This window comes from Flavobacterium sp., from assembly GCF_965657075.1.
GTDB lineage: Bacteria > Bacteroidota > Bacteroidia > Flavobacteriales > Flavobacteriaceae > Flavobacterium.
On record NZ_CBFHMV010000003.1, the window covers coordinates 16111 to 29914 of the forward strand.

A 13804-nucleotide genomic window follows, 5' to 3' on the forward strand; every position below is an offset into this window, starting at 1 on the left:
ACAGAATTAAAAGATAAATCAACACACAATTAACGTAATCAATTGATTTACAAACAAAAAAGTCAGTTCAATGAAAAACTAACTTTTAAAAAAATTTCTTAATAGGAATAATAAATTATAAAATCTTCTTTTTTATCACAAAATTGAACGCTTTATAACCTAAAAATCTTCTTAAATATTTCATGAATTTTGCATCAAAACCAATGGTGTATTTTCTAAAATTTTTATTTGGGTTTTCTGCTATATGGTATAATTTATCTAAAATAGTTTCAATTAAATCGTGATTTTTGCAAGTTTTTTTAGCCAAAATAGCATCTATTTTATGCATGATTTCTTTATAATTTTCAATTTTAGTTGTTTGACATTTTGTTACATTTTTTTGAAAATTAGTTGGTGCATTTCCAAATTGAACCGTGCAAACACTTATGTTAAAATCCATGAGTTCATAAGACATGCATTCTGAAAAGCTTTCTACTGCTTGTTTTGTGGAATGATAAAAGTTCCCTAATGGTAAATTAACTAATCCAGCAACCGAAGTTATATTGATGAATTGTCCAAATTTTTGATTTCTAAATATAGGAATAAAAGCTCTACATATTTTAACAACACCCAACCAATTTACATTTACTATGGATTCAATTTCCTTATCACAAGAAAGTTCTACAAAACTTCTGTACCCTTTTCCAGCATTGTTAATAATTACATCAATGACTTTAAAATCATTTAATATTGCTGTTTTTGCATTTTCTATGCTTTCAGTGGAAGTTACATCTAAAGGATAATGTTTTATATTGGGGTGTTGTTCTGCATCGGTAATTAAGTCCAAATGGTAAACTGTTGCAATTACTTGCCAACCTTTATTTGCAAAATACAATGCTGTTTGACTGCCTAATCCGCCTGAAGAACCTGTTATAAGTACAGTTTTCAATTGTTTTTATTTTTAAAAGTTTGCAAAATACAATAAAAAATTACTTTAAACATAAAAAAACCATTTCAATACAGAAATGGCTTAAAATAAATCAAAATTTTAATTAAAATTACTGTTTAATCATGATTTTCAATGCTTTTGTAAGCATCAATAACTTTTTTTACTAATTTGTGACGTACAATATCTTTATCATCTAAATAGATGATTCCAATGCCATCGATATCTTTAAGGACTAAAACCGCTTCTTTAAGACCTGAAATAGTTCTTCTAGGTAAATCTACTTGTCCAGGATCACCAGTAATTAAAAATTTGGCATTTTTACCCATTCGAGTCAAAAACATTTTCATTTGATTATGAGTAGTATTTTGAGCTTCATCTAAGATTACAAAAGCATTGTCTAGGGTTCTTCCTCGCATGAATGCTAAAGGTGCAATTTGAATTATTCCTTTAAAAATATAATCTTCAAGAGTTTGAGGTGGAATCATGTCGCGCAAAGCATCGTAAAGAGGTTGCATGTAAGGATCTAGTTTTTCTTTCATATCACCTGGAAGAAAACCTAAATTTTCTCCTGCTTCTACTGCTGGTCTTGTTAATATAATTCGCTTAACTTGTTTTTCTTTTAGGGCTTTAACAGCCATGGCTACTCCTGTATATGTTTTACCTGTTCCTGCTGGACCAATAGCAAAAACCATGTCGTTTTTAATGATATTATCGACCAATTTTTGCTGATTTGGAGTCATGGCTTTAATAAGTTTTCCACCTAAACCATGTACCAAAATTTTATCTTTGGCATCCATTACTTGGGTTTCTTGCGTATCACTTTCTAAAACTCTTAAAATTACATTATCATCAATTCTGTTGTATCGAGTAAAATGTTGCATTAATCGCCTAAACCTTTTTTCAAATTCTTCTAAAACTTCTTGTTCACCATAGGCTTTTAATAAAGTTCCTCTAGCTACTATTTTAAGTTTTGGGTAATATTTTTTAATGGCTTCCAAGTGTACATCATGCGTTCCCCAGAATTCTTTTGGAGCAATGTCTATTAATTCGATACTAATTTCGTTCAAAGGCTTTGTTTTATTGATTATTTTAAATACGCTAAAAATACATTAGCTTTGCATTCAAATTTAATAAAAATAATGTTTGAATTATTTTAAATTACAAACAAATTTATGCCAATTATTACCTTAACTTCTGATTATGGAAACAAAGACTACTTTGTAGGTGCTTTGAAAGGTAAAATATTGGGTAAAATGATTGGTTGCAACATTGTTGACATATCTCATAAAATTGCTCATTATAATGTATTTGAAGCCAGTTATATCATTGAATCCGCTTATAAAAATTTTCCTAAAAACACCGTTCATCTCATCTTAATTAATACGGAAATAAATAATTCAAGCCAGTTTTTAGTGGTACAATTGGAAGATCAATTTTTTATTTGTTCAGACAATGGTGTTATGAATATGCTTTTAAAGGATAAAAAAGCAACGCAAATTATAAAAATTTCCAATGATAATCCAATTATAAAAGGTTCTGATGCCGATGCCTTTGTTGCAATTGCGAACCATATAATAAATGGAAATTCCATCATTGCACTTGGAAGTAGGATTGAAAAAGAGGATTTAATTGATTTTAAAACGTTTGTTCCGACCTTATCCATGGATACTAAAGAACTCAAAGGAAATATTATTTACATTGATTCTTTTGGAAATTGTGTTAGTAATATTTCTAAAAAAATATTTAATGAATATGTTAATGGTAGATCTTTTGAAATAAAAGCAAAAAACAGAACTATTCATAAAATAAGTACGCATTATGCCGACTTTAAAGTGAGTGAAACAAAAAGTTTAAAAGATTTTGAAGGCGATGCATTGGCTTTATTTAATGAAGCAGGTTATTTAGAAATTGCTGTTTATTATGGAATTCCCAATGCAACTGGAACGGCAAACTCATTGCTAGGATTAAAAATTTGGGATTTTATTACCATCACATTCAAATAATTATTATCAGCTATAAATATGTTTGTACGAATTGTTAAAATGCGTTTTCATAAAGAAAACATTGAATTATTTTTAGAAAATTTCAATTCTGTGAAAGAAAATATACGAAATTTTGAAGGAAATCGTTTATTAGAATTGTACCAAGATAAGAATGATCCTCAAACCTTTTTTACTTACAGTTATTGGGAAACCGAAAATGATTTAGAAAATTATCGAAAATCGGAACTGTTTGGGAAAGTTTGGAAATTCACCAAATCACTTTTTAGCGATAAACCGGAAGCTTGGAGTGTAGATAAATTAGTAGTTTTGAGTTAATAGTTGGGAGTTATTTATAACTATTGTACATTTGAACCACAAAAAATTAACCGTTTAGAAAATTAATTACATAAACAGTTCAACAATAAAAGATTCTGAAACAAGTTTAGCACACATATGAAAGCATTACTTTTAAGAGAAATAAAATCCTTTTTTGGTTCACCTATTGGATATTTAGTCATAGCCATTTTTTTAGTACTAAACGGTTTATTTCTTTGGGTTTTTGAAGGGGATTTTAATATTTTGAATTCAGGTTTTGCCGATATGAGTCCTTTTTTCAAATTAGCACCATGGATTTTAATTTTTTTGATTCCAGCAGTAACAATGAAATGTTTTTCTGATGAAAAAAAGCAAGGCACCATTGAATTGCTTTTTACCAAACCCATGTCGATTTGGCAAATTGTGAATGGTAAATTTTTGGGTGCTTTTATTTTGATTATCATTGCTATTTTGCCTTCCATTATTTATGTTTTTGTAATTAGTGATTTAGGAAATCCTTCTGGAAATATAGATTTAGGAAGTACTTTGGGTTCGTATTTTGGGCTTTTATTTTTAATTGCTGCTTATTGTGCTATTGGAATATTTACTTCTACATTATCTGAAAATCAAATCGTTGCTTTTATCATTGCCGTTTTTGTTTGCTTTTTCTTTTATTTTGGTTTTGATGGTATTGCAACATTAATGGGCGATTTTAGAGATTTATTTGCTTCTTTAGGAATGGATTATCATTATAAAAGTATGAGTCGTGGTGTTTTAGATACCAGAGATATTTTATATTTTGTAAGTGTAACTATTTTCTTTTTAGCTGCAACGGTTTATCAACTTAAATCCTTAAAATGGTAATGGAATCAAATAAAAAAATAGCTTTAAAACAACTTGGATTACTTGCTGTTGTGTTACTGGCATTAAATTTTGTTGGAAATTATTTCTTCAAACGATTTGATCTAACGCAAGATAAAAGATACACTTTATCGGAAACTACTTTAAACATCATTAAAAATGTAACAGAACCTTTATACATTGATGTTTTTCTAGAAGGAAATTTTCCTCCAGAATTTAAAAGACTTCAAAACGAAACACGTCAACTTTTAGAAGAATTTTCAGCTTACAATTCCAATATAATATTTGAATTTGCCAATCCGATTGAAAAAGAAAGTGAGCGATATCAAATCATGCAACAGTTTTATCAAAATGGATTAACACCTTTAAATATTACTGTTGAAGACAAAGGAAAACAAACACAAGAAGTAGTTTTTCCTTGGGCTGTGGCCACTTATAAAGAAAAAGATAGCAAAATAGGATTGCTAAAAAACCTTATGGGTGCCTCAACAGAAGATAAAATAATCAGTTCTGTGCAACATTTAGAATACGCATTTGCAGATGGATTAAATAAAATTGTTAAAGAAAAACAAAAGAAAATTGCCATAATAAAAGGTAATGGTGAATTAGAAGATAAGTACATTGCTGATTTTTTAAGAAGCGTTAAGGAAAGTTATTTTATTGCTCCTTTTACTTTGGATTCGGTAACCAACAAACCTTTAGAAACATTAAAAGCATTAGAAAAATATGATTTGGCAATAATTGCTAAACCTACAGAAGTTTTTACAGAAGCCGAAAAGCAAGTTTTAGATCAATACATTGTTAATGGTGGCAATTCGATGTGGTTGATTGATGCTGTAAAAGCCGATATGGACAGTCTCTATAATGAAACTGGAAGTATTTTAGCTTATCCACAAGATTTAAATTTAACGGATCAATTTTTCAAATACGGAATTCGATTGAATAGTTTACTGATTAAAGATGAATTAGCAACTCCATTAATACTAGAATCGGGTCAAGAAGGGAGCAATGCGCAAAAAGAACAATTTCTTTGGAAATACGCACCATTTGTTTATCCAGCAAGTAATCATCCTATAGTAAAAAATATTGAAGGTGTTAAATTTGAGTTTACAAATCCAATTGAAATTCTGAAAAATAAAGACATCAAAAAAACAGTTTTGTTATCAAGTTCTGAACAATCTAGACCTATTGGAACTCCCGTTGAAGTTTCATTAAAAATGGTTTTAGATGAAGTTAATGAAACAGATTATCAAGGGAAAGGTTTTATACCCGTTTCGGTCTTATTGGAAGGTAAGTTTAGATCTGCATACGAAAATAGAATATTACCTTTTCAGGATTCTAATTTTAAAAGCAGTAACAAATCTTCAAAGATGATAGTAATTTCTGATGGTGATATTATTAAAAACCAATTAGATAAAAATGGAACACCAATTGAATTAGGTTTTGATAAATTCACACAAAATTTATTTGGAAACAAAGAATTTTTAATGAATTGTACTAATTATTTATTAGACGATATTGGATTAATGAATATTAGATCAAAAGATGTCAATTTACCTTTGTTAGATAAAGAGAAAGTGCATAACAACTACACACAAGCACAAATGATTACCATTGGATTGCCTTTGGTTGTTTTGGCTCTTTTTGGAATTATATTTACCTATTTAAGAAAAAGAAAATACAGTATTTTGAAAAGTTAGAAATTTAAATTTATTCTAACCTATTCTAAGTCCATTAGGTACTTTTTTATCTGATGTGAGCAAAACAACTGATTTATCATCACCTAATGAACCCAATACTAAACATTCACTCATAAAAGGGCCAATTTGTTTTTTAGGGAAATTTATTACGGCAACTATTTGTTTACCTATTAAATCTTCTTTGAAATATTCTTTTGTAATTTGAGCAGAAGATTTTTTATAACCAATTTCATTTCCGAAATCAATAGTTAATTTATAGGAAGAATTTCTCGCTTCAGGAAAATCATGCACTTCAATGATGGTTCCTATTCGCATTTCCACTTTTTCAAAATCTGTCCAAGATATTTCGTTTTGCATATATTAATTCAAATAAGTTCAAAAGTAATACTTTTATGTAACCTTTTATATATTTCAGCGTATAACTATCAAATATATAACAACCTCAATAAAACATGTCATTAACTCCATCCAATATGCTTCCTTTAGGAACAATAGCACCAGACTTTTTATTACCAGCTTCTAACTTTAATACTAATTTTAATTTTGAAGATTGTAAAGGTAAATTAGGAACTTTAGTTGTTTTTATGTGCAATCATTGTCCCTATGTTTTGCATGTGATAGATGAAATTGTAATGATAGCTAATGATTACAGAGTTCAAGGTATTGGAATAGTTGCAATTTCCAGTAATGATATTGTAAAATATCCGCAAGATGCACCAGATAAAATGGCTGATTTTACCTTAAAACATAAAGTTGATTTTCCTTATTTATATGATGAATCTCAACAAGTAGCCAAAAAGTATGATGCGGCATGCACACCAGATTTTTACTTATTTAATCCACAAAACAAATTAGTTTATAGAGGTCAATTAGACGATTCTAGACCCGAAAACGGAATTCCTGTAAGTGGAAGTGATTTGAGAAATGCTATTGATAGTGTTATTTATAACCGACATTTAAACGATGTTCAAAAACCAAGTATGGGTTGTGGTATTAAGTGGAAATGATTTCAATTAGCTTTTTTTGATTTAAAAAATAAAAAAACTGATATCAAAAATAAGAAACCTGTAATTTTTGTCATCATTGAAAATTTGAATTTATAACTTAACCATTGCAGGGTGTCTGTAGTTTCATTTTGAAAATTACTTCCAAAATAATTGAACAAAAAAAATAAAACCAATACAACTAATCTAAGTTATTTTTGACTAAGCATGTTTGTATAAATTCAATTTTAATTTTAATAAAGCTACTCTTCCATTACAACTTCAATTGGACTATTACTTCTAGGTCCAAATTTTCGAGATTGTTTTTCATTTTCGGTAGAACATAAAATGTAAAGATTAAAACTTTGTAAGGCTATGATTTGAGTTTTAAATTTACCCGACAAATCCTCAATTTTAATGCTGTATTTTTCAGCTGGAAAGGTATTTGTAACGGAAAGTAAATAATTATCTTTAGCGTATGGAAAAAACCAGCGTTCTTTTTCTCCTTCTTTATTTATTAAATGATTCTTTGTAAAAATCATTGGTTTATTTCCATTATTCCAACTTAGTGAATTATTGGTGTTGATGACTTCGTTTTGAAGACTATCAATTAAAACTACTTTAATATTATCTAAATTAGTTTGTTTTCCATTTTCATGAACATCTACCACTAAATAAGACGTAAAATCAAATCCACAATGCTGTTGAGCATTTGAAAATAGAGCCAATAATAAAAAGGTGGTTACAATTAGGTTTCTCATTTTTGATTTCATTTTAAAACTAATTACAAATTACATACCACTTGTAATGTAATCATAAATTTGTGCTCTTTGTGCATCATTAATTTTAGCTTTTGGTTGCATTCGTTTAAGAATTTTTATCCACTTTTCGTTAGAAAAATCTGTTGTAGCATATAATTTATGACAATTAGCACATTTAACTTCATAAAGTTGTTTCCCTTGAATTTGATTTTCAGTTAAAACTGTATTAGAAAAATTAAAAGAGGTTTCTTTTTCTTCAGTTACAATAATTTCATTTACAACCTTTTTTTTTGGTTGTGGAGCCGTTTTTGTTGCACAAGAGTAAACAAACGCAATGCTTAATAGCAATAGAAAAGATTTAAGTTTCATTTTTATCCAATATTTAACCAAATATAACAAAAAATCCCGAAAAATTATATCTTTCGGGATTTCTATAAAATAATTGTCAATTAACGATTCTACTGAATACTAATGACTGAACACTGAACTCTATTTAACCTGCATCAACTCCACATCAAAAATCAGGGTTGCATCTGGTGGAATAACGCCTCCTGCTCCTTGTGAACCATATCCTAAATGAGAAGGAATTACAAAACGAGCCTTATCTCCTACTTTTAATAAAGCAATACCTTCATCCCATCCCGAAATTACTTGCCCAACTCCTAATTTGAATTCAATAGGTTGTTTTCTTTTGAAAGACGAATCAAAAACTTGTCCGTTTTCTAAAGAACCTTCATAATGTACCGAAACTGTTTTTCCTTTCTCAGCTTGTGTTCCATTTCCATTTTGAATCATTTGGTAACGCAATCCACTTTCAGTTTTATTAAATCCCGCAGCTAATTTTTCCATAGCTTCTTCAGCCCTTCTTTTTTGTTCCGCTATTCTTTTTTCACGAGAACCTTCAAATGTTCTAAACGCTTCAATAGCATTCCATTTTTGAGCTTCGTCTCCTACTCTAATAATTTCTAAAGTTTCAATTACATCTCCTTGAGCAACAGCATCAACAACATCTTGACCTTCCACAACATGACCAAATACAGTATGTTTATTATCCAACCAATTTGTTGGAATGTGTGTAATGAAAAATTGAGAGCCATTAGTGCCTGGACCAGCATTTGCCATTGACAAAACTCCTGGTGCATCGTGCTTTAATTCTGGATGAAATTCATCATCAAATTTGTAACCTGCATCACCAGTTCCAGTTCCTAATGGACAACCTGCTTGAATCATGAAATCAGGAATAACTCTGTGAAATTTAATACCGTTATAGTAAGGTTCGCCCATTTTTTTAACGTTATTTTCCAATTGACCTTCAGCCAAACCCACAAAGTTTCCAACAGTTCCTGGAGTTTTATCGTGTGTTAATTTAACAACAATGCTTCCTTTTGAAGTATTAAATTTTGCGTAGATTCCGTCTTGCATTTTTTTATGTTTTTTTATTGTTGTGCAAAATTACTACTTTTTTTACTATTTTTGAAAACAATGTCATACCAAAAGCAAATGAAATCAGAAAACTACCTTCAAATCAACAAGGAAACATGGAATAAACAAGTTCCAGTTCATTTAAATTCTGATTTTTACAATGTTTCCGGTTTTTTAAATGGTAAAAATTCTATTCCTGAAATTGACTTAAATCTTTTAGGAGATATTCAAGGCAAAAGTATTTTGCATTTACAATGTCATTTTGGAGTAGATACTTTATCATTAGCAAGACTTGGAGCTAATTGTACTGGAATTGATTTGTCAGATATAGCTATAGAAAAAGCCCAAGAATTAAATAAACAATTGGGTTTAGAAACTAGATTTATTTGTTGCGACGTGTATGATACTCCAGACCATTTAGACAAAAAATTTGATATTGTTTACACAAGTTACGGAACAATTGGTTGGTTGCCTGATTTGGATATGTGGGCAAAAGTGATTTCTCATTTTTTAAAACCTAACGGAAAATTAGTTTTTATAGAGTTTCATCCTGTAGTTTGGATGTTTGATGATGATTTTACTAAAATCAAATACCATTACCACAACGAAAAACCAATTGTAGAAGAATATTCTGGAACATATGCTGAAAAAGATGCTGATTTAAAAACAGATTATATCGGTTGGAATCATTCTTTGTCTGAAGTTTTTCAAGCTTTGATGAATAATGGTTTGCAATTAGAACATTTTGAGGAATACGATTATTCTAATTACAATTGTTTTAATGAAATGATTGAATTTGAACCAAATAAATTCAGAATTAAACATTTAGAAAATAAAATTCCAATGATGTACAGCTTGAAAGCCAAAAAAATATAAATTTACATTACAATTTATTAATAATGAAAAGCATTTTTAACGCTACTGATAACAACGAGTTGATTGACAGAATTAACCATTTAACTCCAAACTCGAAGCCTTTATGGGGAAAAATGACTGTGGAACAAATGTTGATGCATTGCCAAGGACCAATGGATGTGGCCTTTGGAACCTTAGAACTTAAAATGAATTTTGTAATGAGTTTAATGGGAAAACTATTTAAAAATTCAATTATAAAAAGTAACGAGTTTAAAAAGAATAGTCCAACTGTCAAAGAATTTATTTCCGAAGAAACTGTTTCTTTTGATTTGGCAAGACGAGAATTAATTCAAAAAATAAATACCTTCTCGCTTCAAAAAGAAACGGCTATTAAAAATTTCAAACATCCTTTTTTTGGTAAATTAACTTATTCTGAATGGAGTCGGCTGCAAACCATGCATTTAGATCATCATTTAAAACAATTTGGGGTTTAATGCAAATCGTCTAACGCTAATAAAAGCATTTGGGCAGTAGCTTCATTGGTAGCTAAAGGTACATTGTGAACATCACAAATACGAATTAACATTGAAATATCGGGTTCGTGTGGGTGACTTGAATTTGGATCTTTAAAAAACAAGACCATTTTTGTTTTGCCTTCTGCAACTCTTGCCGCAATTTGAGCATCTCCTCCTAAAGGTCCAGAAAGCATTTTTTTTACTTTTAAGCCAACCGATTCCACTTTTCTACCTGTTGTTCCAGTGGCAATTAGTTTGATGTTTTCACGAATTAAAATGTCTTTATTTTTATTGATGAATTGAACCATATCGGCTTTTTTTCCATCATGAGCAATAATTGCTATTTCCATCATTGTTTTTTAGTAGTTCAAATGTAAAAAAAAATCCTGACAAAAATATCAGGATTCATTTTCAAAGGTATTAATTGGAATGGAAAGCAATTAAACCATCGGCTGGTCTTCTAAGTGCATTGCCCATTTTGTAACCGTATTTTTCTAAAACTACTTTTAATTCATCTTTTAAATAAAAAGCTATAGAACCCACAAAATTTACAGGAACATCTTTGTGTTCTTCAAATTGCATTACATAGTTTTTTACGAAAGATTTCAGTTCTTTTTTAATTATTTTTTTGCAAAACTCGTTGTCTTTATTTTTGATTAAAAACTTGGCAAAAGTTGCTAAATATGCATTTGGATTGGGCTCTTTGTATAACTTATTCTTTATGAAATCGGCATCAAGATTAAATTCAGTTTCAAATTCTTTAGCCAAAGCAGCTGGCATTTTATTAAAATAATAACCTCTTAACAAATGACGACCAAAACGATTTCCTGAACCATCATCCATGGCGATATAACCTAACGATTGTACTTTTTGATGTAAAACTTCTCCATCGTAATAACTACAATTAGAACCTGTTCCTAAAATGCAAACTATTGCTTTTTCATTTTTTGGTGTTGTTGCATAAACTGCTGCGTAAGTATCTTCTTCTACAGTAATACTAGCATTCGAAAAATAGTCTTTAAAAATTTCTTTTAAAAAGATTTTCATTCTATCTGTACCACAACCTGCTCCGTAAAAATATAAATGCGTAGCGTTTTTTTTGTTTTGATAAATATCAAATTTATCATCTAAACGCTGAATAATTTCTTCTTTTGTTAGCACTTCTGGGTTTAAACCCAATGATTGTGTAGTAAACAAAACTTTACCGTTTTCATCAATTGCCATCCAATCGGCTTTAGTGGAACCACTATCTACAAGTAATTTCATTTTTTTTAGATTTTTAGATTTTTAGAAACTGGATTTTCAGATTTTAAAGATTAATTATAATCCATTACCTGAAAATCCAATATCCAAAATCCAAATTATACTTTAGAAATATGTACAGCTAAATCAATTAATTTACTTGAATAACCATATTCATTATCATACCAAGACATGATTTTGAAGAACGTACTGTTCAATCCAATTCCAGCTTTAGCATCAATGATTGAAGTTCTAGAATCCGAAACAAAATCTTGAGAAACTACATCATCTTCAGTATAACCTAAAATTCCTTTTAATTCATTTTCAGAAGCTTTCTTTAAAACTGCCATAATTTCTTCGTAAGAAGTTTCTTTAGCAACTTTAACTGTTAAATCAACCGCAGAAACGTCAGCCGTTGGAACACGCATTGACATTCCAGTTAATTTTCCATTTAATTCTGGAATAACTTTTCCTACAGCCTTAGCAGCACCCGTTGAAGAAGGAATCATGTTTAATAATGCTGAACGACCACCACGGAAATCTTTACGAGAAGGACCATCAACTGTTAATTGAGTAGCAGTTGTTGCGTGAATAGTTGTCATTAAACCTTCTACAATTCCAAAATTATCATTGATTACTTTTGCTAAAGGAGCTAAACAATTTGTAGTACATGAAGCGTTAGAAACAATGGTATCAGCAGCAGTAACTTTATCGTGATTTACACCCATAACAAACATGGGAGCATCTGCAGATGGAGCAGAAATTACCACTTTTTTAGCACCACCATCAATGTGAGCTTGAGCGGTTTCTAAAGTTGTAAAAATACCAGTACATTCAGCAACGATATCTACATCAACTTCTTTATCATCCCATTGAATTAATTTTGGATCGCGCTCAGCAGTTACACGAATAAATTTATCGTTAACGAATAATTTACCTTCTTTAACTTCTACTTTACCATCAAAACGACCGTGAACTGAATCATATTTTAATAAATAAGCCAAATGATCTACATCTAATAAATCATTAATTGCTACAACTTCTACATTATCTCTGTTGAAAGATTCTCTAAATACGATTCTACCAATTCTACCAAAACCGTTTATTCCTAATTTTACTTTTGACATTTTCTTTATGTTAATTGTTTATAGTTTATGTTTAAGGTTAGTTACTTTTTGATAATAGAATAAACCATTACCCATTTATTACCAACCCATTTTTATTTTAAGTTGACATTATATCGGAAACTCTAACTAATTCTAAATCAATTTCTGATTCTCCTTTAATGGCTTGTTCTAGAGGTGTTAATTCTATTTTATCATTTAAAATTCCAACCATAAAGTTAGATTTTCCTTCCAATAAAGATTCAACGGCTTTAACTCCTAATCTGGAAGCCAAAACCCTATCAAAACATGACGGTGATCCTCCTCTTTGCATGTGACCTAAAACAGATACACGAACATCATACTCTGGCATATGCTCTTCTACATAATCTTTTAATTCGAATACGCTTTTACCTATTTTATCGCCTTCAGAAACCACAACAATACTTGAAGATTTTCCTGAAGCTTTACTTTTTTGAAGTGATTCTAACAAACGCTCTAAACCTAAATCTTCTTCAGGAATAAGTATTTCCTCTGCTCCTGCTCCAATTCCGGCATTTAAAGCTATATGACCAGCATCTCTTCCCATTACTTCAACAAAAAATAATCGGTTGTGCGAACTTGCCGTATCACGAATTTTATCAATAACTTCAACTACAGTATTTAAAGCAGTATCATATCCAAGAGTATGGCTTGTTCCAAAAATATCGTTATCAATTGTTCCAGGAATTCCCATTACAGGAAAATGATATTCCGCATTAAAAATTTCAGCTCCAGTAAAAGTTCCATCTCCACCAATAACCACTAAAGCATCGATTTCGGCTTCTTTTAATTTATCAAAAGCTTTTTTTCTTCCTTCAGGAGTTCTAAATTCTGCAGAACGGGCCGATTTTAAAATGGTACCCCCTTTATTAACTATATTGTTTACAGAACGAGGTCCCATTTCTTTAAAATCACCTTCTATCATTCCTTGATATCCTCTGTAAATACCAATACATTCGATTTTATGAAAAGCACAAGTTCTAACCACTGATCGTATTGCAGCATTCATTCCTGGAGAATCACCACCTGAAGTTAGCACTCCTATCTTTACAATGTTTTTTGACATATTATGATTATTTAAATGTAAAATTATAT

The 13804-nt window shown here is 29.9% G+C and carries 17 protein-coding genes; 7 read left to right on the forward strand and 10 right to left on the reverse strand.

Going from position 1 to position 13804, the window contains the following annotated elements; all coding sequences use genetic code 11:
• Positions 1–115: 115 nt before the first annotated feature.
• Both ACTF56_RS03035 and ACTF56_RS03040 read right to left on the reverse strand, forming a co-directional pair.
• A complete protein-coding gene (locus tag ACTF56_RS03035; RefSeq protein WP_438965440.1) occupies positions 116–928 on the reverse strand; it encodes an SDR family NAD(P)-dependent oxidoreductase in 813 nt (270 codons plus the stop codon).
• A 116-nt stretch (positions 929–1044) separates the two neighbouring features.
• Complete coding sequence (locus tag ACTF56_RS03040) at positions 1045–1995, reverse strand: PhoH family protein (protein WP_438965441.1); 951 nt, start codon at positions 1993–1995, stop codon at positions 1045–1047.
• 105 nt (positions 1996–2100) lie between these two features.
• Here ACTF56_RS03040 and ACTF56_RS03045 point away from each other — a divergent pair, with 105 nt between their 5' ends.
• From ACTF56_RS03045 to gldG, 4 genes are all read left to right on the forward strand, one after another.
• Positions 2101–2931, forward strand: a complete 831-nt coding sequence (locus tag ACTF56_RS03045; RefSeq protein WP_438965442.1) for an SAM hydrolase/SAM-dependent halogenase family protein — start codon at positions 2101–2103, stop codon at positions 2929–2931.
• Positions 2932–2949: 18 nt separating this feature from the next.
• The gene (locus tag ACTF56_RS03050) at positions 2950–3246 is read left to right on the forward strand and encodes a putative quinol monooxygenase (protein ID WP_438965443.1); all 297 of its coding nucleotides are present in this window, start codon (positions 2950–2952) and stop codon (positions 3244–3246) included.
• Positions 3247–3363: 117 nt separating this feature from the next.
• Entirely contained in the window at positions 3364–4089 is a 726-nt protein-coding gene (gene gldF / locus ACTF56_RS03055) for a gliding motility-associated ABC transporter permease subunit GldF (protein WP_438965444.1), read from the forward strand.
• Positions 4089–5786 carry a gliding motility-associated ABC transporter substrate-binding protein GldG gene (gene gldG / locus ACTF56_RS03060; RefSeq protein ID WP_438965445.1) on the forward strand — a complete coding sequence of 566 codons (1698 nt, stop codon included), beginning with the start codon at positions 4089–4091 and terminating at the stop codon, positions 5784–5786. The genes gldF and gldG overlap by 1 nt, the downstream gene beginning before the upstream one ends.
• A gap of 15 nt (positions 5787–5801) precedes the next feature.
• Here gldG and ACTF56_RS03065 read toward each other — a convergent pair whose 3' ends face one another.
• A complete protein-coding gene (locus ACTF56_RS03065) occupies positions 5802–6143 on the reverse strand; it encodes a tRNA-binding protein (RefSeq protein ID WP_438965446.1) in 342 nt (113 codons plus the stop codon).
• A gap of 95 nt (positions 6144–6238) precedes the next feature.
• Here ACTF56_RS03065 and ACTF56_RS03070 point away from each other — a divergent pair, with 95 nt between their 5' ends.
• Positions 6239–6793, forward strand: coding sequence for a thioredoxin family protein (locus ACTF56_RS03070; RefSeq protein WP_438965447.1), 555 nt, complete (start codon positions 6239–6241; stop codon positions 6791–6793).
• 239 nt (positions 6794–7032) lie between these two features.
• On the opposite strand, the gene ACTF56_RS03075 is transcribed toward ACTF56_RS03070, so the two are convergent.
• From ACTF56_RS03075 to ACTF56_RS03085, 3 genes are all read right to left on the reverse strand, one after another.
• Positions 7033–7530 (reverse strand): hypothetical protein, encoded by a 498-nt coding sequence (locus ACTF56_RS03075; RefSeq protein ID WP_438965448.1) that lies wholly within the window; start codon positions 7528–7530, stop codon positions 7033–7035.
• 30 nt (positions 7531–7560) lie between these two features.
• Complete coding sequence (locus ACTF56_RS03080; RefSeq protein WP_438965449.1) at positions 7561–7899, reverse strand: c-type cytochrome; 339 nt, start codon at positions 7897–7899, stop codon at positions 7561–7563.
• A 120-nt stretch (positions 7900–8019) separates the two neighbouring features.
• Positions 8020–8952, reverse strand: a complete 933-nt coding sequence (locus tag ACTF56_RS03085) for a peptidylprolyl isomerase (protein WP_438965450.1) — start codon at positions 8950–8952, stop codon at positions 8020–8022.
• A gap of 78 nt (positions 8953–9030) precedes the next feature.
• On the opposite strand from ACTF56_RS03085, the gene ACTF56_RS03090 reads away from it, so the two are divergent.
• Complete coding sequence (locus ACTF56_RS03090; protein WP_438965451.1) at positions 9031–9828, forward strand: class I SAM-dependent methyltransferase; 798 nt, start codon at positions 9031–9033, stop codon at positions 9826–9828.
• Between the two features lie 23 nt (positions 9829–9851).
• Positions 9852–10301 carry a DUF1569 domain-containing protein gene (locus tag ACTF56_RS03095; RefSeq protein WP_438965452.1) on the forward strand — a complete coding sequence of 150 codons (450 nt, stop codon included), beginning with the start codon at positions 9852–9854 and terminating at the stop codon, positions 10299–10301.
• Here ACTF56_RS03095 and ACTF56_RS03100 read toward each other — a convergent pair.
• From ACTF56_RS03100 to pfkA, 4 genes are all read right to left on the reverse strand, one after another.
• Entirely contained in the window at positions 10298–10672 is a 375-nt protein-coding gene (locus ACTF56_RS03100; RefSeq protein WP_438965605.1) for a methylglyoxal synthase, read from the reverse strand. The two genes, ACTF56_RS03095 and ACTF56_RS03100, sit on opposite strands and share 4 nt — an antisense overlap.
• Positions 10673–10742: 70 nt before the next feature.
• Complete coding sequence (locus ACTF56_RS03105) at positions 10743–11588, reverse strand: BadF/BadG/BcrA/BcrD ATPase family protein (protein WP_438965453.1); 846 nt, start codon at positions 11586–11588, stop codon at positions 10743–10745.
• A 95-nt stretch (positions 11589–11683) separates the two neighbouring features.
• On the reverse strand, positions 11684–12691 hold the full coding sequence (gene gap, locus ACTF56_RS03110; RefSeq protein WP_438965454.1) for a type I glyceraldehyde-3-phosphate dehydrogenase: 1008 nt from the start codon (positions 12689–12691) through the stop codon (positions 11684–11686).
• 97 nt (positions 12692–12788) lie between these two features.
• Entirely contained in the window at positions 12789–13775 is a 987-nt protein-coding gene (gene pfkA, locus ACTF56_RS03115) for a 6-phosphofructokinase (protein WP_438965455.1), read from the reverse strand.
• Positions 13776–13804 lie beyond the last annotated feature (29 nt).